This is a genomic window from Rhizobium sp. FY34 (assembly GCF_005222845.1).
Taxonomy (GTDB): Bacteria; Pseudomonadota; Alphaproteobacteria; order Rhizobiales; family Rhizobiaceae; genus Neorhizobium.
Genome location: NZ_STFZ01000036.1, coordinates 452,046 through 472,644 on the forward strand (window position 1 = coordinate 452,046; position 20,599 = coordinate 472,644).

The following is a 20,599-nucleotide window of genomic DNA, read 5'->3' on the forward strand; positions in this document are numbered from 1 at the left end:
TATCGCGCATTAAAATATGCAAATGTACTTAATTTAGGGTGAAGTATATTAGTGGTTCTATCTTGCTGCGGAAGGCGCCAGAGTTGTAACGGTATGATGACGAGGCAACTTGTTGCATCTGTGCCGGGATTGGGCTTTTATCCGGCTTCAATCAGACCGGAGCCAGATTCATGCATTACCTTATCACCGGAACCGCCGGTTTCATCGGCTTTCATCTGGCCCGCAGGTTGCTGGAAGAGGGGCATCGGGTGACCGGATTTGACGGCATGACGCCCTATTACAATCTGCGGCTCAAGGAGGCGCGCCATGCGGGCCTGTCGCAGTTCCCGACCTTCCGGCCGGTCATCGGCATGCTGGAGGATCAGCGCTTGCTGGAAAGCACGCTGGAGGTGGGCAAGCCGGACGTCATCATCCATCTCGCCGCGCAGGCCGGTGTGCGCTACAGCAATGAGAACCCGAAAGCCTATCTGGATTCCAACCTTGTCGGTTCATGGAACATCCTGGAACTGGCCAAGAATGTCGGCGTCGAGCACTTGATGCTCGCTTCGACATCCTCCGTTTACGGCGCCAATGAGAAGATCCCCTTTGCCGAAGCCGACAAGGCCGATGAACCGCTGACCTTCTATGCCGCCAGCAAGAAGGCGATGGAGCTGATGGCGCATTCCTATGCGCATCTGCACAAGGTGCCGACCACGGCCTTCCGATTCTTTACTGTCTATGGTCCCTGGGGCCGGCCGGACATGGCACTGTTCAAGTTCGTCAAAGCGATGCTGGAGGACGAGGAGATCGAGATCTATGGCGAAGGCCGCATGAGTCGCGACTTCACCTATATTGACGACCTTGTGGCGGGAATCATTGCCCTGTCGAAAATCCCGCCGGCCGAGGCCAATCGTGTGACTGCAGAAGGCGTCACGGACACGCTGTCGCATCAGGCGCCGTTCCGATTGGTCAATCTGGGTGGCGGCCAGCCTGTCGGCCTCATGGATTTCATTCTGACGATTGAAAAGGTGATGGGGAAGACGGCGCGCAAGAAGCTGTTGCCCATGCAGCAGGGCGATGTGCCGCGCACCTTTGCCAGCCCCGACCTGCTTGTGGCGCTGACTGGCGCAAAGCCCGAGATCGGCCTGGATGTCGGCGTGAAGGCCTTTGTCGACTGGTATGTCGATCACCGCGATTCGCTGTCGCTCTGAGCGCGGCGACACCCTGTCAGACGGGCATGGGTAATCAAGGGAAGTTGAGGGCGGCCACGTGGTCTCGTGGCAGCAACGTGACGTCAATCTGCCGCCCGACCCCGTTCTAAAGCTAACGGCGGTCGCGCCCTCGCGCGGCTTGTGACAGAGGCGGCGGGGTGAGTCTAGCCGTGACGCGATACGCGCGTGCTGAAATTTGCTTGACGAGGTGCGTAATTTACATACAATTATACCAAGCGCCGATGATAGGAACCTATTGCGTGGGACCGGAGACGTTTATCCGGCAAGGAACATACCGGAGAGCGATGCTTAGGCATCGGTCGAGGATTGCGACATAGCCGGTGAACGAAATCCGGCCCATGCGAACACCGGGCGCTTTTGCCTCCCGGACTTTGTCGAAAATCCTCGCCGGACCATAAGGTCCGACTGCGGTTTTCTCCTCGCCGGAAACCAAAATCGCTCCGGCGCAATCGGTTTCTATCGTCGACGCTTGGTATTACCCCATGCAAACGGTTTCGGAGCTCACATCTTTCCGCAAGTCTGCAATAGCCGCAGGCATGACGGACGATGAGATCGCAGGGCTTGTCAACTACCTGGCCAATCATCCGGAGGCTGGAGACGAAATCCAGGGCACTGGTGGCTGCCGCAAGCTGCGTTTTGCTGTGTCCGCGAACAACAAGGGCAAAAGCGGTGGCGCGCGAATCATTACCTTTTATTCCGGTAATCGCATGCCGGTATTCCTGATTGCGGCCTTCGCAAAGAGTGTCAAGGTCAGCTTGTCGAAGGCTGAAAGCGGTGACAGACGCAATCGTGCAAGAATACTCCAACAGGATTGCCCAATTGAAGCGAGGAACAATGGTATGAGCAAACAAGCGTTCGATTTGATTCACGAAGGTCTGACAGAAGCTTTGGCTGTCGCACGCGGCGAGGCGGAACCATTTAAACTTCATATATCCGCAGAGCTTGACGTGAAGGAGATCCGTGCGGCGACCGGTATGACGCAGAAGGATTTTGCGTCCACATTCGGTTTTGGCCTCGATCAGTTGAAGCAATGGGAGCAAGGTCGAGCGCGCCCGGTTCAGGCCCTCCGCGCCTATCTTTTGCTGATCAAGGATAACCACCGCTATCTGATCACAGCGTTGCAGCGTCTGCAGGATACGCCTTCCGAAGAATCTGCGCGCTACGCCTGATGGCGGTCATTTGACGCATATATTCGACTTGTAGAGGCTTAGATTCCACCGCATGCACCATGAGGCAATGCGCACTCGCACAAATATGACGCTGGTGAATACGGAGCTCGAGGAAAGCTGACATTGGCCAGCACTGTCTGCGACAATCAGAAGGCCAACAATCCTGACAGTTTTGCACAGTTTCCAGTACAAAACCCAACCTAGCCGCACACATAAACAAAAAAAGGGAAAAATGGTGGGCGATGACGGACTCGAACCGCCGACATCCTCGGTGTAAACGAGGCGCTCTACCAACTGAGCTAATCGCCCTTCGCTGTTCGGATCATGTCCGCCGCGTCGGTGGCCGTGATCTATGCGGATCGCGGCAAAGACGCAAGAGTGTTTTCGCAGATTTTTTCGTTTTTTTGTCATGCGTCCCTGCGGAAAACATCAAAAGCCCTGCAAATGCTGGCATCTGGACCGGCGCTTTTCTTGCGTCATCCACAAGCGGCGGCGAGGCCTGGGGGAGGGGTGGATATTAAATTCAACTCCGTCACGGTTTTGTCTTTAACCCCGCTTGACACCCCCCGGAGAACCCCTTAGAGAGCCGCTCATCGACTGGCGGTGCCGGTCGGTGCAGAGGAGTTTCCTCCTCTTTTCTGGAATATGCGGGTGTAGCTCAGTTGGTTAGAGTGCCGGCCTGTCACGCCGGAGGTCGCGGGTTCGAGCCCCGTCACTCGCGCCATTCCAGGAAATCAGGAAGCAGGTCGAAAGACCCATTCGGATGGTTGTGCGTCCGATCAAATGCGCGGGTGTAGCTCAGTTGGTTAGAGTGCCGGCCTGTCACGCCGGAGGTCGCGGGTTCGAGCCCCGTCACTCGCGCCATTTGCCTTTCTTCTCCGATTAAAAATCCTAATCGAAAGTGCGAATGGTTTGCGCCGCGCTGCTGATTTTCTCTGAATATTGGCCTATTCTAACATAAATCCGACCGGCGGATTTTTGACCTTCGGCCTGTACCCTTATCTGTCATCAGGCGCTTGCGCTGCGTTCCGAATTGGGATGCCGTTTCCGAAGTGTTCCGGCTGTTACCGGGTTCGAGTTGATCATGATGATGTATTCAATCATGTTTTGCTGATCGACGGACTTGACCCCTGCAATTTGGGGTGTTTTGGGCGAATCTGAAATAATAAATAGTGGGCTGTCGGCTGTGTGCCATTTTGGCGCTGGATCTGACGCTCAAAAGTCTTGCGCCGGGCTCACGCCTGCGCTAGTCACGGCTTGTTGCAATGCACGTTCGCTTGCCGCGCATTCGCTTAAGTGCCGCCCGGGCACTGCTTGGCAAGCAGGGATCGAATACCATGACTGAACTTCTCAGTTCCTATGTCCCGATCGCGATTTTTATAGGTATTGCCCTCGTGATCGGCCTGGCGCTTTTGATCGCGCCGTTTGCGGTTGCCTATAAGGCGCCTGATTCGGAGAAGCTGTCCGCCTATGAGTGCGGTTTCAATTCTTTCGACGATGCGCGCATGAAGTTCGACATCCGATTCTACCTCGTGTCGATCCTCTTCATTATTTTCGACCTCGAAGTCGCCTTCCTGTTCCCCTGGGCCGTGTCGTTCGGTGAGATCGGCTGGTTCGGCTTCTGGTCTATGATGGTGTTCCTCGGCGTGCTCACCATCGGCTTCATCTATGAATGGAAGAAAGGAGCGCTGGAATGGGAGTAGCAGATCGCACGACCACCCTGACCGCGCCGCAGCCCAAGGGCATTATCGATCCCAATACGGGCAAGCCCATCGGCAGCGACGACGCTTTCTTCGGCGAGATCAACAATGAACTCGCCGACAAGGGTTTTCTCGTCACCTCGACCGACGAACTGATCAACTGGGCCCGTACGGGCTCTCTGATGTGGATGACCTTCGGTCTGGCCTGCTGCGCCGTTGAAATGATGCAGCTCTCGATGCCACGTTATGACGTCGAGCGCTTCGGCTTTGCGCCGCGTGCCTCTCCGCGCCAGTCCGACGTGATGATTGTTGCCGGCACGCTGACGAACAAGATGGCGCCGGCGCTGCGCAAGGTCTATGACCAGATGCCGGAACCGCGTTACGTGATCTCCATGGGCTCTTGCGCCAATGGCGGCGGCTACTACCACTATTCCTATTCGGTGGTGCGTGGCTGTGACCGTGTGGTGCCGGTGGATATCTATGTTCCGGGCTGTCCCCCCACGGCAGAAGCGCTGCTTTACGGCGTGCTCCTGCTGCAGAAGAAGATACGCCGCACCGGCACGATCGAACGCTAAGGGCGAGGACCGGATATGACTGAAGCCCTCAATGAATTTGCCTCTTATCTGGCCGAAGTGCGGCCGGGTCTGGCAAGCTCTGCCACGATCGCCTTTGGCGAACTGACGCTGACGACCGATGCCGACAAGATCGTCGCGCTTTTGACTTTCCTGCGCGATGATGTGCAATCCGGTTTCGTCAATTTCATCGATATCTGCGGTGTGGACTGGCCCAAACGCGAAAATCGCTTCGACGTCGTCTATCATCTCCAGTCGCCGCGTCAGAACATGCGCATCCGCATCAAGGTGCAGGTGGCCGAAGATGTGGCCATTCCGTCGGCCTGCGCGGTTTATCCGGGTGCCGATTGGTTCGAGCGTGAAGCCTGGGATATGTACGGCATCCTGTTTACCGGTCACCCGGACCTGCGCCGCATCCTCACGGACTATGGTTTCGAGGGGCACCCGCTGCGCAAGGATTTCCCCACGACCGGGTTCGTCGAGGTTCGCTACGATGATGCGGCAAAGCGCGTCGTCTATGAACCGGTCGAGCTTCGTCAGGAATTCCGCAATTTCGATTTCTTGAGTCCTTGGGAAGGCACTGAATATGTGCTGCCCGGTGACGAGAAGGCGAAGGCGTAGTTCGGGCAATAGGCAATAGGCAGTAAGGGCGAATAGCGAGTAGCGAATAGCGAATAGTTGTTGCCCAAGATGAAGGAAGAGACAGACGATCAACTCTTACAGGGATCTGAAGGTCTGGCAGCAAGCCATTGAACTCGCGGTTCAATGCTATGCCTCGACAAGCGGGTTTCCGAAGAATGAAACATACGGATTGACCTCTCAGATCCGCAGGGCTGCCACATCGGTTGCGGCTAATATCGCGGATGACCACGGGCGGGAAAACACCGGAAATTTCATTCAGCATCTGCGGATTGCCTAGGGATCGCTGAAGGAGTTGGAGACGCATATGATCATTGCGCGCAGGGTGGACATCTTGCCGGCGCAACCGTTTCAAAGCCTGATGGATCAGTGCGATGAAATCGGCCGTATGATCCGTGCGTTGATCCGAAGTCTGTAGGAGAAGACATGAGCGGAATGTTCGAGCTATTCGCTATTCGCTATTCGCTAATCACCAGCGCGGAGCGCGCCCAATGAATGAACACAATGTTCGCAACTTCAACATCAACTTCGGCCCGCAGCATCCTGCGGCGCACGGCGTGCTGCGGCTTGTTCTTGAACTCGATGGCGAGATCGTCGAGCGCGTCGATCCGCATATCGGCCTTCTGCATCGCGGCACCGAAAAGCTGATCGAGACGAAGACCTATCTCCAGGCTCTGCCCTATTTCGACCGCCTCGATTACGTGGCGCCGATGAACCAGGAGCATGCCTACTGTCTGGCGGTGGAAAAGCTGCTCGGCATCACGGTTCCGATCCGTGGCCAGCTCATCCGCGTTCTTTACTCGGAAATCGGCCGTATCCTGTCGCATCTCTTGAACGTTACGACGCAGGCCATGGACGTCGGCGCGCTGACGCCGCCTCTCTGGGGCTTTGAAGAGCGAGAGAAGCTGATGGTGTTTTATGAGCGCGCCTCGGGCTCGCGCATGCACGCCGCCTATTTCCGTCCCGGTGGCGTCCATCAGGATCTGCCGCTCGAACTGGTCGAGGATATCGGCAAGTGGTGCGATGCCTTCCCCAAGGCGCTCGACGATATTCACGGCCTGATCACCGATAACCGCATCTTCAAGCAGCGCAATGTCGATATTGGCGTGGTGAAGCTCGAAGACGCCTGGGCCTGGGGTTTCTCCGGCGTCATGGTGCGCGGTTCGGGTGCGGCCTGGGATTTGCGCAAGTCGCAGCCCTATGAATGCTATGCCGATCTTGATTTCGACGTGGCCATCGGCAAGAACGGTGACTGCTATGACCGTTATCTCATTCGCATGATTGAGATGGCGGAATCCGTGAAAATCATGAAGCAGTGCGTCAATCGTCTTCTGTCGGATGCCAAGACCGGTCCGGTCTCCTCCATCGACGGCAAGGTCGTTCCGCCCAAGCGTGGCGAGATGAAGCGTTCGATGGAAGCGCTGATCCACCATTTCAAGCTCTATACCGAAGGCTTCCATGTGCCGGCCGGTGAGGTCTATGCCGCAGTCGAGGCGCCGAAGGGCGAGTTCGGCGTCTATCTGGTGGCAGATGGCAGCAATAAGCCGTATCGCTGCAAGATCCGGGCTCCGGGCTATGCCCATATGCAGGCCATGGATTTCCTCTGCCGCGGTCACCAGCTCGCCGATATTTCGGCCGTTCTCGGTTCCATCGATATCGTCTTTGGAGAGGTGGACCGCTGATGGATCGCGTCACGCTTGCCTGCCTGATCTGTCTCATCGCCAGCCCTGCGGTTTCGCAGGCGCTGGACGATGGCCCGGCATCGGCATCGCGAAGCAATGACGCAACCATGGCGCAACTGCTCTCCAAAGAGTATGAAATCAAGTCAGCCGTGCCGAATGGATCGAAACTGATCGTATTCATGCAAAAAGGCACGTCCGGCTATGCCTGCGAATTCGTGAATGTCGCGAAGACGCGGTGCGCATTGATCAATTGATAAGGCGTGAGAAAGAATGTCCGTTCGTCGACTAGCCGAAGATCAGTTTCAGCCGACAGCCTTTGCCTTTACGGCGGATAATTCCGCTTGGGCCGAGGCGACGATCCGCAAATATCCAGAAGGTCGCCAGCAATCGGCGGTCATCCCGCTGCTCATGCGTGCGCAGGAGCAGGACGGCTGGGTCACGCGGGCCGCCATCGAATTTGTCGCGCAAAAGCTCGACATGGCCTTTATCAGGGTGCTGGAGGTCGCGACCTTCTACACCCAGTTCCAGCTGAAGCCGATCGGCACTAAGGCCCATATCCAGGTCTGTGGCACAACGCCCTGCATGCTTCGCGGTTCCGAAGACCTGATGGATGTGTGCAAGCGCAAGATCCATGCGCAGCCTTTGCATCCCAATGCCTCGGGCACCCTGTCCTGGGAAGAGGTTGAATGTCAGGGTGCCTGCGTCAACGCGCCGATGGTGATGATCTTCAAGGACGCCTATGAAGACCTGACGCCCGAGCGTCTGGAAGAAATCATCGATGCCTTCGATGCAGGCAAGGGCGCAGAGGTCAAGACCGGCCCGCAGGTCGATCGTCACACCTCCGCTCCGGTCGGTGGACCGATCACGCTCTTGGATGAGATCAAGCCGGTGCGTACGAACCTGGACGTAAAGCCGGATGCGCCTGGCGAGGCAGACAAGACGAACCCGTGAAGGACGCTTAAACAGCGTTGATCCTCGGGCCGCGCTTCTGAAAAGGGCGCATGGTGAATTTGAAAAAAGCCGACCCTCTGGTGGCGGCGGACTGGTGGAACAGATCATGTTGAAAGATCAGGATCGTATCTTTACCAATATCTACGGCCTCAAGGACAAGTCGCTGAAAGGCGCCATGAGCCGTGGCCACTGGGATGGCACGAAAGAGATCATCGAAAAGGGTCGCGACTGGATCATCAACGAGATGAAGGCCTCCGGCCTTCGTGGTCGTGGTGGTGCCGGCTTCCCGACGGGTCTGAAATGGTCCTTCATGCCGAAGGAATCGGATGGCCGTCCGCATTACCTCGTCGTCAATGCCGACGAATCCGAGCCCGGTACCTGCAAGGACCGTGAAATCATGCGCCACGATCCGCATACGCTGATCGAAGGCTGCGTGATTGCCGGTTTCGCCATGGGCGCCCACACCGCCTATATCTATGTGCGCGGCGAATACATGCGCGAGCGCGAAGAGCTGCAGCGGGCGATCGACGAATGCTATGATGCCGGCCTGCTCGGCACCAACAACAAATGCGGCTGGGATTTCGACGTCTATGTCCATCACGGCGCCGGCGCCTATATCTGCGGCGAAGAGACAGCCCTTCTCGAAAGCCTCGAAGGCAAGAAGGGCCAGCCGCGTCTGAAGCCGCCATTCCCGGCCAATATGGGTCTCTATGGCTGCCCGACGACGGTCAACAATGTCGAATCTATCGCCGTTGCTCCGACTATCCTGCGTCGCGGCGCTTCCTGGTTCTCGTCCTTCGGCCGCCCGAACAATGTCGGCACCAAGCTGTTCATGGTCTCGGGTCACGTCAACAAGCCCTGCACCTTCGAGGAGCAGATGGGTCTGAGCTTCCGCGAACTCATCGAGCGCCACTGTGGCGGCATTCGCGGCGGCTGGGATAATCTTCTCGCCGTCATTCCGGGCGGCGCATCATGCCCGGTCGTCAAGGGCGAAGACATGGCCGATGCGATCATGGATTTCGACGGCATGCGCGAGGTGAAATCCTCGTTCGGCACCGGCGGTATGATTGTCATGGACAAGTCGACGGATATCATCAAGGCGATCTGGCGCATCGCGGCATTCTTCAAGCATGAAAGCTGCGGCCAGTGCACGCCGTGCCGTGAAGGCACCGGCTGGATGATGCGTGTCGTCGAGCGCATGGTGAAGGGCAATGCCCAGAAGCGCGAGATTGACATGCTGCTGCAGGTGACCAAGCAGATCGAAGGGCACACGATTTGTGCACTGGGCGATGCGGCTGCCTGGCCGATCCAGGGGCTCATCCGCAATTTCCGTCCGGAAATCGAAAAGCGTATCGACCAGTATACGGCCAATGCCAGCGCGCATGGAGCTGTGCTGGAAGCAGCGGAGTAAAAGATCATGGTGGACGAAGCCGGTCAGAATGCCAAGGGCAAGCCAATGGACAAATCCTCCGTTGGCTTCACCCTGCCGTTTGCCGAGCGCGCGCCCACCAATCCGATGGAAGCTATGGCTGCCGCAACAGCGGCGGGCGTGGCGCTCAGCACACAGTTTGCAACGGCTTTTTTCGGCATGATGCAGGCGGCCATGGGCACGACAGGGCCGGCGCCCGCGCCCCAGCCTGCACCTGCTAAAACGCCTGCCCCTGAAAAGGCGCCGGCACCTGTGGCGGTCGAACCGGTCGCCAAAGCGGAAGTGTCGGCCCCTGACGTGGCAAAGCCGCAGGCCGTGAAGCCGGTCAAACCGGCAAAAGCAAAAGCCGCACCTGTGGCCGTCAAGCCCAAGGCGCCGGCAAAGACCGTCAAGACGGCAAAGGTTGAACCGGTGTCGATCGTGACGAAGGCGCCCGGCAAGGTCGCCGTGCCAGAGGTTAAACCGGTCGCGGTGAAAGCTGCGCCTGCTGCGCGCAAGAAGGGCAAGGCTGCCGATGATCTGAAGAAGATCTCCGGGATCGGCCCGAAGCTTGGCGAGATGCTGAATGGCATGGGCGTCCTGTCCTTCAAGGACATCGCCGGTTGGTCAGAAGACGACGTGGTGCATTTCGACCAGGAGCTCGGGCTCGACGGTCGTATTGCGAAGGACAATTGGATCGCGCAGGCAAAGGCGCTGCTGCGGTGACGGAATGTGTCGCCAACCCTCGGAAAGAGGGCAGGGGACTGGAAACAGGACGTAAGTGACGATGGTAAAGCTCAAGGTTGACGGTAAAGAGATCGAGGTTCCGGATCACTTCACGCTGTTGCAGGCGTGTGAGGAAGCTGGCGCCGAAGTGCCGCGCTTCTGTTTCCATGAACGCCTTTCGGTGGCGGGAAACTGCCGCATGTGTCTCATCGAGGTGAAGGGAGGCCCGCCGAAGCCGGCAGCCTCTTGCGCCATGGGCGTGCGCGATGTGCGTGGCGGCCCCAATGGTGAATTGCCGGAAGTCTTTACCAATACGCCGATGGTCAAGAAGGCACGCGAAGGCGTGATGGAATTCCTGCTCATCAACCATCCGCTGGATTGCCCGATCTGTGACCAGGGTGGCGAATGCGACCTGCAGGACCAGGCCATGGCATTCGGCATGGATGCATCGCGCTACACGGAAAACAAACGCGCCGTCGAAGACAAGTATATCGGACCGCTGGTGAAGACGGTGATGAACCGCTGCATTCACTGCACGCGCTGCGTCCGCTTCACCACGGAAGTCGGTGGCATTTCCGAACTCGGACTGATCGGCCGTGGCGAAGATGCGGAAATCACCACCTATCTCGAGCAGGCGATGACCTCCGAACTGCAGGGCAATGTCGTCGATCTCTGCCCGGTTGGTGCGCTCACCTCGCGGCCTTTCGCCTTCACCGCGCGCCCCTGGGAACTCGGTAAGACCGAATCGGTGGATGTCATGGATGCGGTCGGCTCGGCCATCCGCGTCGATACGCGCGGCCGCGAAGTCATGCGCATCATGCCGCGTGTCAACGAGCTGGTGAACGAGGAGTGGATTTCCGACAAGACCCGCTTCATCTGGGATGGCCTGAAGACGCAGCGCCTCGACCGGCCCTATGTGCGCCGTGATGGTCGTCTGCAGCCTGCGACCTGGGCTGAAGCCTTCGGTGCAATCAAGTCTGCCGTATCGGCCACCACCGGTGCCCGCATCGGCGCGATTGCCGGCGATGTCGCCTCGGTCGAGGAAATGTATGCGCTGAAGGAACTGTTGAAGTCGCTCGGCTCAGAAAACATTGATTGCCGACAGGATGGCTCCAAGCTCGATCCGTCGCTCGGGCGCTCCAGCTACATCTTCAACCCGACCATCGCCGGCATCGAAGACGCCGATGCGCTGCTGCTGATCGGCTCCAATCCGCGCTTTGAAGCGGCGGTGATGAATGCCCGCATCCGCAAGCGCTGGCGCCGGGGCAATTTCCCGATCGGTGTGATCGGCGAAGCCGGCGAGCTGCGTTATTCCTACGATTATCTCGGCGCAGGCCCCGATACGCTGAACGAATTGGTTGGCGGCTCGCATGCCTTTGTTGAAAAGCTGCGCAATGCCAAGAAGCCGATGATCGTTGTCGGTCCCGGTGCGCTTTCGCGCGAAGACGGTGCAAGCGTTCTTGCCGCTGCCGCAAGCCTTGCAAGCGCCGTTGGCGCTGTCTCGGCTGACTGGAACGGTTTTGGCGTGCTGCACACCGCCGCCTCGCGTGTCGGTGGGCTGGATCTCGGCTTCGTGCCGGGTGCCAATGGCGCCAATGCCGTCACCATGCTGAAGTCGATGGATGTTCTCTTCCTGCTCGGCGCCGACGAGATGGAATTCTCGGCCCGTCATGCCAAGACGATTGTCTATATCGGCAGCCATGGCGATGCCGGTGCCCATCATGCCGACGTCATCCTGCCGGGCGCTGCCTATACGGAAAAGTCGGGCACCTGGGTCAATCTCGAAGGTCGCGTGCAGATGGGCAACCGCGCCGGTTTCGCACCGGGCGAGGCCCGCGAGGAATGGGCGATCATCCGCGCTCTGTCCGACGTGCTGGGCAAGAAACTGCCGTTTGATTCGCTGTCTGCCCTGCGCGCCAAGCTCTATGCGGCCTATCCGCATTTCAATGCGCTCGACGAGATCGCTGCCGGTTCCGCCGACGATATTGCAACGCTGTCGAAAAAACCGGTGAGCATGTCGAAGTCCGGGTTTGCGTCGCCGATCAAAGACTTCTATCTCACGAACCCGATCGCGCGTTCTTCGGCCGTGATGGCCGAGTGTTCGGCACTGGCCCGCAATAATTTCCAGGCTGCGGCAGAGTAAAGGCTTGAACCACATGGACTCTTTTTTCCTGACCTATCTCTGGCCGGCGATCGTGATGATCGGGCAGTCCCTGTTGCTGCTGGTCTGCCTGCTCGTCTTCATCGCTTATATCCTGCTCGCAGACCGCAAGATCTGGGCTGCCGTCCAGCTGCGCCGCGGCCCCAATGTCGTTGGTCCGTGGGGGCTGTTCCAGTCCTTTGCAGATCTTTTGAAGTTCGTCTTCAAGGAGCCGATCATTCCGGCCGGCGCCAACAAGGGCGTTTTCCTGCTGGCGCCTCTCGTCTCGGTGACGCTGGCTCTCGCCACCTGGGCCGTCATCCCATTCAACGAGAACTGGGTGATTGCCAATGTGAATGTCGGCATTCTCTATGTACTTGCCATCTCCTCGCTGGAAGTCTACGGCGTCATCATGGCCGGCTGGGCGTCGAACTCGAAATATCCCTTCCTCGGCGCGCTGCGTTCGGCCGCGCAGATGGTGTCCTATGAAGTCTCGATCGGCTTCGTCATCGTCACTGTTCTGCTCTGCGTCGGTTCGCTGAACCTCAGCGATATCGTGCTGGCTCAGAAGGATGGTATCGGAACTGCCGTCGGCCTGCCGTCGTCCTTCCTCGACTGGCACTGGCTCGTGCTCTTCCCGATGTTCGTGATCTTCTTCATCTCGGGCCTGGCTGAAACCAACCGTCCGCCTTTCGATCTTCCGGAAGCCGAATCGGAACTCGTGGCCGGTTACATGGTCGAGTATGGCTCGGCACCGTACATGATGCTGATGCTCAGCGAATATGCGGCCATCCTGCTCATCTGCGCGCTCACCACCATTCTTTTCCTTGGTGGATGGCTGCCCCCGGTCGATGTATGGTTCCTCAATTGGGTTCCGGGCATCATCTGGTTCATTCTGAAAGGAACTCTCGTCTTCTTCATGTTCGCCATGGTGAAGGCCTTCGTTCCGCGCTATCGCTATGACCAGCTCATGCGTCTCGGCTGGAAGGTGTTCCTGCCGCTGTCTCTCGCAATGGTTATCATTACTGCATTCGTACTCAAGCTGACGGCCGGCGCCTGATTTTTGGCGCCCCGTCCGGCTCAGTTGGAGATTATCAATGGCAAGTCTGGCACAGACCGTCAGTTCGCTGTTTCTGAAGGAATTCGTCTCGGCATTCTTCCTGTCGATGCGCTATTTCTTCAAGCCGAAGGCCACGATCAACTATCCGTTCGAGAAGGGCCCGGTTTCGCCGCGCTTTCGGGGTGAGCATGCGCTGCGGCGCTACCCGAACGGCGAAGAGCGTTGCATTGCCTGCAAGCTGTGCGAAGCCATCTGTCCGGCACAGGCCATCACCATCGAAGCCGGTCCGCGCCGCAATGACGGCACGCGCCGCACGGTGCGCTACGATATCGACATGGTGAAGTGCATCTATTGCGGTTTCTGCCAGGAAGCCTGCCCGGTCGATGCCATCGTGGAAGGTCCGAACTTCGAGTTCTCGACCGAGACCCGCGAGGAGCTTTATTTCGACAAGCAGCGCCTGCTCGACAATGGCGACCGTTGGGAGCGCGAAATCGCCCGCAACATGTCGATCGATGCACCGTATCGCTGATTGAACGACACTTTCGGCGCGCTTGCGCCGGATCGATCACAAGCATGGGCCTGGCCGGTATCGACCGCCAGGTTTTGATGGTGGGGGACAGGCCTCACCGGGGATGACGAAAAGGCACCACCATGGGTTTGCAGGCTGTTTTCTTCTATTTGTTCGCCTTCGTCGCGGTGGCGTCGGCGTTCATGGTCATCTCGGCCAGGAACCCGGTGCATTCCGTGCTCTTCCTGATCCTGGTGTTTTTCAACGCCGCCGGGTTGTTCCTTCTTACGGGCGCCGAGTTCCTCGCGATGATCCTCCTCGTCGTCTATATCGGCGCCGTGGCGGTTCTCTTCCTCTTCGTCGTGATGATGCTCGATATCGATTTTGCCGAACTGCGGTCCGGCATTCTGCACTATGCGCCGATCGGTGCGTTGGTCGGGCTCGTCCTTGCCGCTGAACTGATCTTTGTCGTCGGTCGCTCGGTTCTGACGCCGGAAGCGGAAAAGGCGATCACCATGCCGATCCCGTCACCGGAGGTGCGCACCAATACGGCCGCACTCGGCGACGTGCTCTACACACATTACGTTTACTTCTTCCAGGTTTCGGGCCTCATCCTGCTCGTCGCGATGATTGGTGCGATCGTGCTGACGCTGCGTCACCGGGAGAACATCAAGCGCCAGGACATTTCCAAGCAGGTGGCCCGCACGCCGGCCACCGCCGTCGAAGTGGTCAAGGTCAAGCCTGGCCAGGGTCTCTGAGCGCGCGATCAAGGAACAGCGAATATGGAAATCGGACTTTCTCATTACCTGACCGTCAGCGCGATCCTTTTCACGATCGGCATTTTCGGCATCTTCCTCAACCGGAAGAACGTCATCATCATCCTGATGTCGATCGAGCTCATTCTCCTGTCGGTCAACCTGAACATGATCGCGTTCTCGTCTTTCCTCAACGACATTGTCGGTCAGGTCTTCGCGCTGTTCATTCTCACCGTTGCGGCTGCGGAAGCCGCCATCGGTCTTGCAATTCTCGTCGTCTTCTACCGCAACCGCGGCTCCATCGCGGTTGAAGACGTCAATATGATGAAGGGCTGATCAGGTCATGATCTACAAGGCTATCGTCTTTCTTCCCCTGATCGGCTTCCTGATCGCCGGCCTTTTCGGCCGCTCGATCGGCGCCAAGGCATCGGAATATGTCACCAGCGGTCTGATGATCGTTGTCGCCATCCTGTCCTGGATCGTCTTCTTCGACGTGGCCATGGCACATGGTTCGGGCCATGATGTGATCAAGGTCTCGGTTCTGCGCTGGGTGCAGTCCGGCGGTCTCGATTTCGAATGGGCGTTCCGCATCGACACGCTGACGGCGGTGATGTTCGTCGTCGTCAACACGGTCTCGACGCTCGTCCATCTCTATTCGATCGGCTACATGCATCACGATCCGCATCGGCCGCGCTTCTTCGCCTATCTGTCGCTGTTCACCTTCGCCATGCTGATGCTGGTCACCTCCGACAACCTGGCGCAGATGTTCTTCGGCTGGGAAGGCGTGGGTCTGGCCTCCTATCTGCTCATCGGTTTCTGGTACAAGAAGCCGTCGGCCTCGGCTGCCGCCATGAAGGCCTTCATCGTCAACCGCGTCGGTGACTTTGGTTTCGTGCTCGGCATTTCCGGCATCTTCGTCCTGTTCGGCTCGATCAATTTCGAAACGATCTTTGCCACGGCCCAGTCCTATCTGCCGGCTGAAGGTGCCGCAGATGCCGGTCAGGTCGTCATCAACCTCTTCGGCATGCATCTCGACAAGGGCCATGCGCTGACGGGCATCTGCTTGCTGCTGTTCATGGGTGCCATGGGCAAGTCGGCGCAGTTCCTGCTGCATACCTGGCTGCCGGATGCCATGGAAGGCCCGACCCCGGTCTCGGCTCTCATCCATGCCGCAACCATGGTCACCGCCGGCGTCTTCCTCGTCGCCCGCATGTCGCCGGTGTTCGAATTGTCGCCGGATGCGCTGACCGTCGTGACCCTTATCGGTGCGATCACCGCTTTCTTTGCCGCGACCGTCGGTCTCGTCCAGAACGACATCAAGCGCGTCATCGCCTATTCGACCTGTTCGCAGCTCGGCTACATGTTCGTGGCGCTCGGTCTTGGTGCCTATGGCGCTGCCGTCTTCCATCTCTTCACGCACGCCTTCTTCAAGGCGCTGCTGTTCCTCGGCGCCGGCTCCGTCATCCATGCCGTCGATGGCGAGCAGGACATGCGTTACATGGGTGGCCTGCGCAAGCACATACCCTATACGTTCTGGGCCATGACCATCGGCACGCTGGCGCTGACCGGCGTGGGCATTCCGGGTACGATGCTGGGCTTTGCCGGCTTCTTCTCCAAGGATGTCATCATCGAATCGGCCTATGCCTCGCATACCGGCGTTGCAAGCTTTGCATTCACGCTTTTGGTGATCGCTGCCCTGTTCACCAGCTTCTACTCCTGGCGTCTGGCCTTCCTCACCTTCTTCGGCAAGCCGCGCGCCTCGTCGGATGTCATGCATCATGTGCATGAAAGCCCGATGATCATGCTGTTCCCGCTCGCGGTTCTGACCGTCGGTGCCATTTTTGCGGGCGTCGTCTTCGAAGGCTATTTCTTCGGCCATCATTATGCTGAATTCTGGAAGGGCGCTTTGTTCACCCTGCCGGATAACCAGATCCTCGAAGAGTTCCACCATGTGCCGCTCTGGGTGAAGTGGAGCCCGTTTGCCGCCATGCTCACCGGTTTCGTCACGGCCTGGTATATGTATATCAAGTCGCCCTCGACACCGAAGCGCCTGGCCGAAAACCACCGCGTCCTCTACCAGTTCCTCCTGAACAAGTGGTATTTCGACGAACTCTACGATTTCCTCTTCGTTCGTTCCGCCAAGGCACTCGGCCGCTTCCTGTGGAAGAAGGGTGACGTCGCCGTCATCGACGCCTATGGCCCGAACGGCATTGCCGCCCGTGTTGCAGATATTACCCGCGGTGTCGTCCGCCTGCAGTCCGGATACCTTTATCACTATGCGTTCGCGATGCTGATTGGCGTCGCAGCCCTCGTCACCTGGATGATGCTCGGGAGTGCCCTCTGATGACCGATTGGCCGATTCTCTCCACGGTCACCTTCCTGCCGCTGGTCGGTGTATTGCTTCTCCTGCTCACGCGGGAGGATGGCCCTTTCGGCCGTCGCAATATCCTCAACGTCTCGCTGCTCACGACCGTCTTCACCTTCGTCGTCTCGCTGTTCATCTGGATCGGGTTTGACAATTCCAATCCCGGCTTCCAGATGGTCGAAAAGCACTCCTGGCTTGGCACCGGCATTTCCTACCATCTTGGCGTCGATGGCATTTCCATGTTGTTCGTCATCCTGACGACCTTCCTGATGCCATTCTGCGTGCTGGCCTCCTGGGACAGTATCCAGAAGCGCCTGAAGGAATACATGATCGCCTTCCTTCTCCTGGAAGTCGTCATGGTCGGCGTGTTCGTCTCGCTGGATATCGTTCTCTTCTACGTCTTCTTCGAAGCGACGCTGGTACCGATGTTCATCATCATCGGCGTCTGGGGCGGCAAGGATCGCGTCTACGCCTCCTACAAATTCTTCCTCTATACACTGCTCGGCTCGGTGCTGATGATGCTCGCCATCATGGCCATGTACTGGCAGGCGGGCACTACGGATATCACCGAACTGTTGAAGTTCGGCTTCCCGGCCGGCATGCAGACCTGGCTCTGGCTTGCCTTCTTCGCCTCCTTTGCGGTGAAGATGCCGATGTGGCCGGTTCATACCTGGCTGCCGGATGCGCACGTGCAGGCGCCGACCGCAGGCTCGGTGATCCTGGCCGGCGTCATGCTGAAGCTCGGCGGTTATGGCTTCATCCGCTTTTCGCTCGCCATGTTCCCGCTGGCTTCGGAACACTTTGCGCCTTTCGTCTTCGGCCTCTCGGTTCTTGCCATCATCTACACCTCGCTGGTGGCGCTGATGCAGGAAGACATCAAGAAGCTGATCGCCTATTCGTCCGTCGCCCATATGGGCTATGTGACCATGGGCATTTTCGCGGCCAACCAGCAGGGTCTGCAGGGCGCTATCTTCCAGATGCTGTCGCATGGCATCGTGTCTGGTGCGCTGTTCCTCTGCGTCGGCGTGATCTATGATCGCCTGCATACCCGCGACATCGCGGCCTATGGCGGCCTCGTCAACAATATGCCGAAATATGCCGTTGCCTTCATGATTCTCACCATGGCCAATGTCGGTCTGCCCGGCACGTCTGGTTTCGTCGGCGAGTTCCTGACGATCATCGGCATCTTCCGGGTCAATACCTGGGTGGCGCTATTTGCCGCCACGGGCGTCATCCTTTCCGCATCCTACGCGCTCTGGCTCTATCGCCGGGTCATCTTCGGCGCGCTGGAAAAGGAAAGCCTGAAGGGCCTGCTCGACCTCAACACCCGCGAAAAGATCATTCTCTATCCGCTGGTTGCCCTGACGATCTTCTTCGGCGTCTATCCGGCCCCGGTCTTTGATGCGACCGCTGCCTCGGTGGACTTGCTGGTCAATAACTACTCTGCTGCCCTGCAGGCCGCTGAGAAACTTGCACTCGTAGTGCACTGAGACGGGACACGACTGGACATGACTGCTGAAATCCTCCTCGCGAGCCTGCAGATCTCGATGCCCGAGCTGATCCTTGCGGTCGGCGCGCTGGCGCTCCTGATGATCGGCGTCTTCTCGGGCGACCGGTCGGCACCGACGGTTACCGGGCTTGCCGTGGCGATCCTGATCGCCGCGGGCCTCTGGCTCGTTCTCGTTCCAACCTCCGGCGAAGCCTGGAACGGCGCCTTCATCCTCGATCCCTTCAGCCGCTATATGAAGGTCCTCGCGCTTGTCGGTTCGATCACCGCCATGGTGATGACGGTCGGTAATGCGCGCTCCGAGCAGCTCGATCGTTTCGAGTTCCCGGTTCTTCTCGTGCTGGCCACGCTCGGCATGATGCTGCTGATTTCGGCCAATGATCTTATTGCGCTCTATCTCGGCCTCGAACTGATGTCGCTGGCGCTCTATGTCGTGGCGGCCATCAACCGTGACAGCCTGCGCTCCACGGAAGCGGGTCTCAAATATTTCGTTCTCGGCGCCCTGTCGTCGGGCATGCTTCTCTATGGCATGTCGCTGATCTACGGCTTCACCGGCAATACCGGTTTTGACGAGATTGCCGCCGTGCTGACCTCTGAAACCCGCTCGCTGGGCGTGGTCTTCGGCCTCGTCTTCATCCTAGCCGGTCTGTCCTTCAAGATTTCCGCTGTTCCCTTCCACATGTGGACGCCGGACGTTTACGAAGGCGCGCCGACCCCGGTCACCGCCTTCTTCGCCTCGGGCCCCAAGGTTGCGGCCATGGCCGTCCTCGTGCGCGTCGTGTCGGATGCTTTCATGCCGGCCTTTGCCGATTGGCAGCAGGTTGTCGTATTCATCTCGATTGCCTCCATGCTGCTCGGTTCCTTTGCCGCTATCGGCCAGAAGAACATCAAGCGACTGATGGCCTATTCTTCGATCGGCCACATGGGCTATGCGCTGGTCGGTCTTGCCGCCGGCTCTGAAACGGGTGTGTCGGGCGTGGCGCTCTACATGCTGATCTACATGGTCATGACGCTGGGTACCTTTGCCTGCATCATGGCGATGCGTCGCAAGGATGGTGGCAGCGTTGAAAGCATCAGCGATCTGGCAGGCCTCGCAGCGACAAAGCCCTTCATGGCGCTCGTCATGACGGCGCTGATGTTTTCGCTGGCCGGCATTCCGCCGCTTGCCGGGTTCTTTGCCAAGTATTTCGTCTTCGTCGCCGCCATTGAAGCCAAGCTCTATGCGCTGGCCATTATCGGCGTGCTCTCCTCGGTTGTTGGCGCTTACTATTATATCCGCGTCATCAAGGTGATGTGGTTCGATGAGCCGAATGGCGAATTCGGTCGCACGGCCGGTGAACTGCGCCTCGTCTTCGGCCTGTCCGGCCTGTTCGTCACCGCCTATGTTCTGTTTGGTGGGCCGCTCGGCACGGCTGCAACCGCCGCTGCAAGGTCGTTCTTTTGAGTGTGACGCCCGGAGGGAGCCGCTACTCCCTCGACGCCTTTCGCCACGAGGCGCTGGGCGAGACGACTTCGACGAATACGGAATGCCTGGCCCGTGCCAGGCTGGGTGATCCGGGGCATCTCTGGATCACCGCCGACCGCCAGACGGCAGGCCGTGGCCGCCGCGGCCGCGCCTGGACCTCTGAAACTGGCAATCTTTACGCATCCCTGTTACTGATCGATGCAGCACCACCGGAACTGCTGGGCTCTCTGCCGCTTGCCGTTTCGCTGGCCGTTTATGGCGCGCTGCGCTGCGTGCTGCCGTTGACGGCCGAACCACTTGAGATCAAATGGCCGAATGACGTTCTGATCGGCCGCAAGAAGTCCTGTGGCATCCTTCTGGAATCGGAAGGTCTTGCAGATGGCCGCCGTGCAGTGGTTCTCGGTATCGGCATCAATATCCGCCATCGGCCGGATGATGCGCCCTATGGTGTTACCTCGCTGCAGGAACAGGGCTGCCATATTTCAGCTGACGAACTGTTCTCCTACCTCTTTCGTGAGATGGCCGAGGTGCTGGAGGCTTGGGACGAGGGCAGGGCGGTCAAGCTGGTCACGGCGCGCTGGCGAGACGCTGCCTGCGGAATTGGGCAGCCAATCCGTGTCAATCTGCCGGATCGCTCCATAGACGGGCGTTTTGCCGGTATCGATGATCAGGGACTTCTGATACTCGATACCGGAGATCGCGTGATGTCCATTGCCGCCGGCGATGTGTTCTATCTTTGAT

18 protein-coding genes, 3 tRNA genes and 2 pseudogenes are annotated in these 20,599 nt (G+C 58.6%); 22 read left to right on the forward strand and 1 reads right to left on the reverse strand.

Features of this window, described 5'->3' with window-relative positions:
• The first annotated feature begins 170 nt into the window (after positions 1–170).
• Positions 171–1,190: an NAD-dependent epimerase/dehydratase family protein gene (locus E8M77_RS23345; RefSeq protein ID WP_137132999.1), complete on the forward strand. Its 1,020-nt coding sequence runs from the start codon at positions 171–173 to the stop codon at positions 1,188–1,190.
• Positions 1,191–1,693: 503 nt separating this feature from the next.
• Complete coding sequence (locus E8M77_RS24350; protein ID WP_246659373.1) at positions 1,694–2,380, forward strand: hypothetical protein; 687 nt, start codon at positions 1,694–1,696, stop codon at positions 2,378–2,380.
• 233 nt (positions 2,381–2,613) lie between these two features.
• On the opposite strand, the gene E8M77_RS23360 is transcribed toward E8M77_RS24350, so the two are convergent.
• A tRNA-Val gene (locus E8M77_RS23360) sits at positions 2,614–2,689 on the reverse strand.
• 338 nt (positions 2,690–3,027) lie between these two features.
• On the opposite strand from E8M77_RS23360, the gene E8M77_RS23365 reads away from it, so the two are divergent.
• The 20 genes and pseudogenes from E8M77_RS23365 (at position 3,028) to E8M77_RS23460 (ending at position 20,598) form a co-directional block, all read left to right on the forward strand.
• Positions 3,028–3,104, forward strand: a tRNA-Asp gene (locus E8M77_RS23365).
• Between the two features lie 63 nt (positions 3,105–3,167).
• Positions 3,168–3,244: transfer RNA gene (locus E8M77_RS23370), tRNA-Asp, on the forward strand.
• 473 nt (positions 3,245–3,717) lie between these two features.
• Complete coding sequence (locus E8M77_RS23375) at positions 3,718–4,083, forward strand: NADH-quinone oxidoreductase subunit A (RefSeq protein ID WP_137133001.1); 366 nt, start codon at positions 3,718–3,720, stop codon at positions 4,081–4,083.
• Positions 4,074–4,655 carry an NADH-quinone oxidoreductase subunit B gene (locus E8M77_RS23380; protein ID WP_137133002.1) on the forward strand — a complete coding sequence of 194 codons (582 nt, stop codon included), beginning with the start codon at positions 4,074–4,076 and terminating at the stop codon, positions 4,653–4,655. The genes E8M77_RS23375 and E8M77_RS23380 overlap by 10 nt, the downstream gene beginning before the upstream one ends.
• Positions 4,656–4,670: 15 nt before the next feature.
• Complete coding sequence (locus tag E8M77_RS23385) at positions 4,671–5,273, forward strand: NADH-quinone oxidoreductase subunit C (protein WP_137133003.1); 603 nt, start codon at positions 4,671–4,673, stop codon at positions 5,271–5,273.
• Positions 5,274–5,379: 106 nt separating this feature from the next.
• Positions 5,380–5,709: pseudogene (locus E8M77_RS23390) on the forward strand (four helix bundle protein).
• Between the two features lie 73 nt (positions 5,710–5,782).
• Positions 5,783–6,973, forward strand: coding sequence for an NADH-quinone oxidoreductase subunit D (locus E8M77_RS23395; protein ID WP_137133004.1), 1,191 nt, complete (start codon positions 5,783–5,785; stop codon positions 6,971–6,973).
• On the forward strand, positions 6,973–7,227 hold the full coding sequence (locus E8M77_RS23400) for a hypothetical protein (protein WP_137133005.1): 255 nt from the start codon (positions 6,973–6,975) through the stop codon (positions 7,225–7,227). Before E8M77_RS23395 ends, E8M77_RS23400 begins: the two co-directional genes overlap by 1 nt.
• A gap of 16 nt (positions 7,228–7,243) precedes the next feature.
• A pseudogene (gene nuoE / locus E8M77_RS23405) lies at positions 7,244–7,879 on the forward strand (NADH-quinone oxidoreductase subunit NuoE); the annotation flags it as partial.
• 151 nt (positions 7,880–8,030) lie between these two features.
• The gene (gene nuoF / locus E8M77_RS23410) at positions 8,031–9,335 is read left to right on the forward strand and encodes an NADH-quinone oxidoreductase subunit NuoF (RefSeq protein WP_137133007.1); all 1,305 of its coding nucleotides are present in this window, start codon (positions 8,031–8,033) and stop codon (positions 9,333–9,335) included.
• A 6-nt stretch (positions 9,336–9,341) separates the two neighbouring features.
• The gene (locus E8M77_RS23415) at positions 9,342–10,058 is read left to right on the forward strand and encodes a hypothetical protein (protein ID WP_137133008.1); all 717 of its coding nucleotides are present in this window, start codon (positions 9,342–9,344) and stop codon (positions 10,056–10,058) included.
• A 61-nt stretch (positions 10,059–10,119) separates the two neighbouring features.
• Positions 10,120–12,201 (forward strand): NADH-quinone oxidoreductase subunit NuoG, encoded by a 2,082-nt coding sequence (gene nuoG, locus E8M77_RS23420; RefSeq protein WP_137133009.1) that lies wholly within the window; start codon positions 10,120–10,122, stop codon positions 12,199–12,201.
• A gap of 13 nt (positions 12,202–12,214) precedes the next feature.
• Entirely contained in the window at positions 12,215–13,258 is a 1,044-nt protein-coding gene (gene nuoH, locus E8M77_RS23425) for an NADH-quinone oxidoreductase subunit NuoH (protein WP_137133010.1), read from the forward strand.
• Positions 13,259–13,295: 37 nt separating this feature from the next.
• On the forward strand, positions 13,296–13,787 hold the full coding sequence (gene nuoI, locus E8M77_RS23430) for an NADH-quinone oxidoreductase subunit NuoI (RefSeq protein ID WP_137133011.1): 492 nt from the start codon (positions 13,296–13,298) through the stop codon (positions 13,785–13,787).
• A 122-nt stretch (positions 13,788–13,909) separates the two neighbouring features.
• Positions 13,910–14,524 carry an NADH-quinone oxidoreductase subunit J gene (locus tag E8M77_RS23435; RefSeq protein ID WP_137133012.1) on the forward strand — a complete coding sequence of 205 codons (615 nt, stop codon included), beginning with the start codon at positions 13,910–13,912 and terminating at the stop codon, positions 14,522–14,524.
• A gap of 24 nt (positions 14,525–14,548) precedes the next feature.
• Entirely contained in the window at positions 14,549–14,857 is a 309-nt protein-coding gene (gene nuoK, locus E8M77_RS23440; RefSeq protein ID WP_137133013.1) for an NADH-quinone oxidoreductase subunit NuoK, read from the forward strand.
• Positions 14,858–14,864: 7 nt separating this feature from the next.
• The gene (nuoL, locus tag E8M77_RS23445) at positions 14,865–16,865 is read left to right on the forward strand and encodes an NADH-quinone oxidoreductase subunit L (RefSeq protein ID WP_137133014.1); all 2,001 of its coding nucleotides are present in this window, start codon (positions 14,865–14,867) and stop codon (positions 16,863–16,865) included.
• On the forward strand, positions 16,865–18,376 hold the full coding sequence (locus tag E8M77_RS23450) for an NADH-quinone oxidoreductase subunit M (protein WP_137133015.1): 1,512 nt from the start codon (positions 16,865–16,867) through the stop codon (positions 18,374–18,376). Before nuoL ends, E8M77_RS23450 begins: the two co-directional genes overlap by 1 nt.
• An 18-nt stretch (positions 18,377–18,394) precedes the next feature.
• Positions 18,395–19,837 (forward strand): NADH-quinone oxidoreductase subunit NuoN, encoded by a 1,443-nt coding sequence (gene nuoN / locus E8M77_RS23455; RefSeq protein WP_137133016.1) that lies wholly within the window; start codon positions 18,395–18,397, stop codon positions 19,835–19,837.
• A gap of 2 nt (positions 19,838–19,839) precedes the next feature.
• Complete coding sequence (locus E8M77_RS23460) at positions 19,840–20,598, forward strand: biotin--[acetyl-CoA-carboxylase] ligase (RefSeq protein WP_137133091.1); 759 nt, start codon at positions 19,840–19,842, stop codon at positions 20,596–20,598.
• Position 20,599: the final 1 nt, after the last annotated feature.

Coding starts and splice junctions, on each gene's coding strand:
- E8M77_RS23345 (WP_137132999.1), top strand. CDS start 171: ATGCATTACCTTATCACCGGAACCGCCGGTTTCATCGGCTTTCATCTG.
- E8M77_RS24350 (WP_246659373.1), top strand. CDS start 1,694: ATGCAAACGGTTTCGGAGCTCACATCTTTCCGCAAGTCTGCAATAGCC.
- E8M77_RS23375 (WP_137133001.1), top strand. CDS start 3,718: ATGACTGAACTTCTCAGTTCCTATGTCCCGATCGCGATTTTTATAGGT.
- E8M77_RS23380 (WP_137133002.1), top strand. CDS start 4,074: ATGGGAGTAGCAGATCGCACGACCACCCTGACCGCGCCGCAGCCCAAG.
- E8M77_RS23385 (WP_137133003.1), top strand. CDS start 4,671: ATGACTGAAGCCCTCAATGAATTTGCCTCTTATCTGGCCGAAGTGCGG.
- E8M77_RS23395 (WP_137133004.1), top strand. CDS start 5,783: ATGAATGAACACAATGTTCGCAACTTCAACATCAACTTCGGCCCGCAG.
- E8M77_RS23400 (WP_137133005.1), top strand. CDS start 6,973: ATGGATCGCGTCACGCTTGCCTGCCTGATCTGTCTCATCGCCAGCCCT.
- nuoF (WP_137133007.1), top strand. CDS start 8,031: ATGTTGAAAGATCAGGATCGTATCTTTACCAATATCTACGGCCTCAAG.
- E8M77_RS23415 (WP_137133008.1), top strand. CDS start 9,342: ATGGTGGACGAAGCCGGTCAGAATGCCAAGGGCAAGCCAATGGACAAA.
- nuoG (WP_137133009.1), top strand. CDS start 10,120: ATGGTAAAGCTCAAGGTTGACGGTAAAGAGATCGAGGTTCCGGATCAC.
- nuoH (WP_137133010.1), top strand. CDS start 12,215: ATGGACTCTTTTTTCCTGACCTATCTCTGGCCGGCGATCGTGATGATC.
- nuoI (WP_137133011.1), top strand. CDS start 13,296: ATGGCAAGTCTGGCACAGACCGTCAGTTCGCTGTTTCTGAAGGAATTC.
- E8M77_RS23435 (WP_137133012.1), top strand. CDS start 13,910: ATGGGTTTGCAGGCTGTTTTCTTCTATTTGTTCGCCTTCGTCGCGGTG.
- nuoK (WP_137133013.1), top strand. CDS start 14,549: ATGGAAATCGGACTTTCTCATTACCTGACCGTCAGCGCGATCCTTTTC.
- nuoL (WP_137133014.1), top strand. CDS start 14,865: ATGATCTACAAGGCTATCGTCTTTCTTCCCCTGATCGGCTTCCTGATC.
- E8M77_RS23450 (WP_137133015.1), top strand. CDS start 16,865: ATGACCGATTGGCCGATTCTCTCCACGGTCACCTTCCTGCCGCTGGTC.
- nuoN (WP_137133016.1), top strand. CDS start 18,395: ATGACTGCTGAAATCCTCCTCGCGAGCCTGCAGATCTCGATGCCCGAG.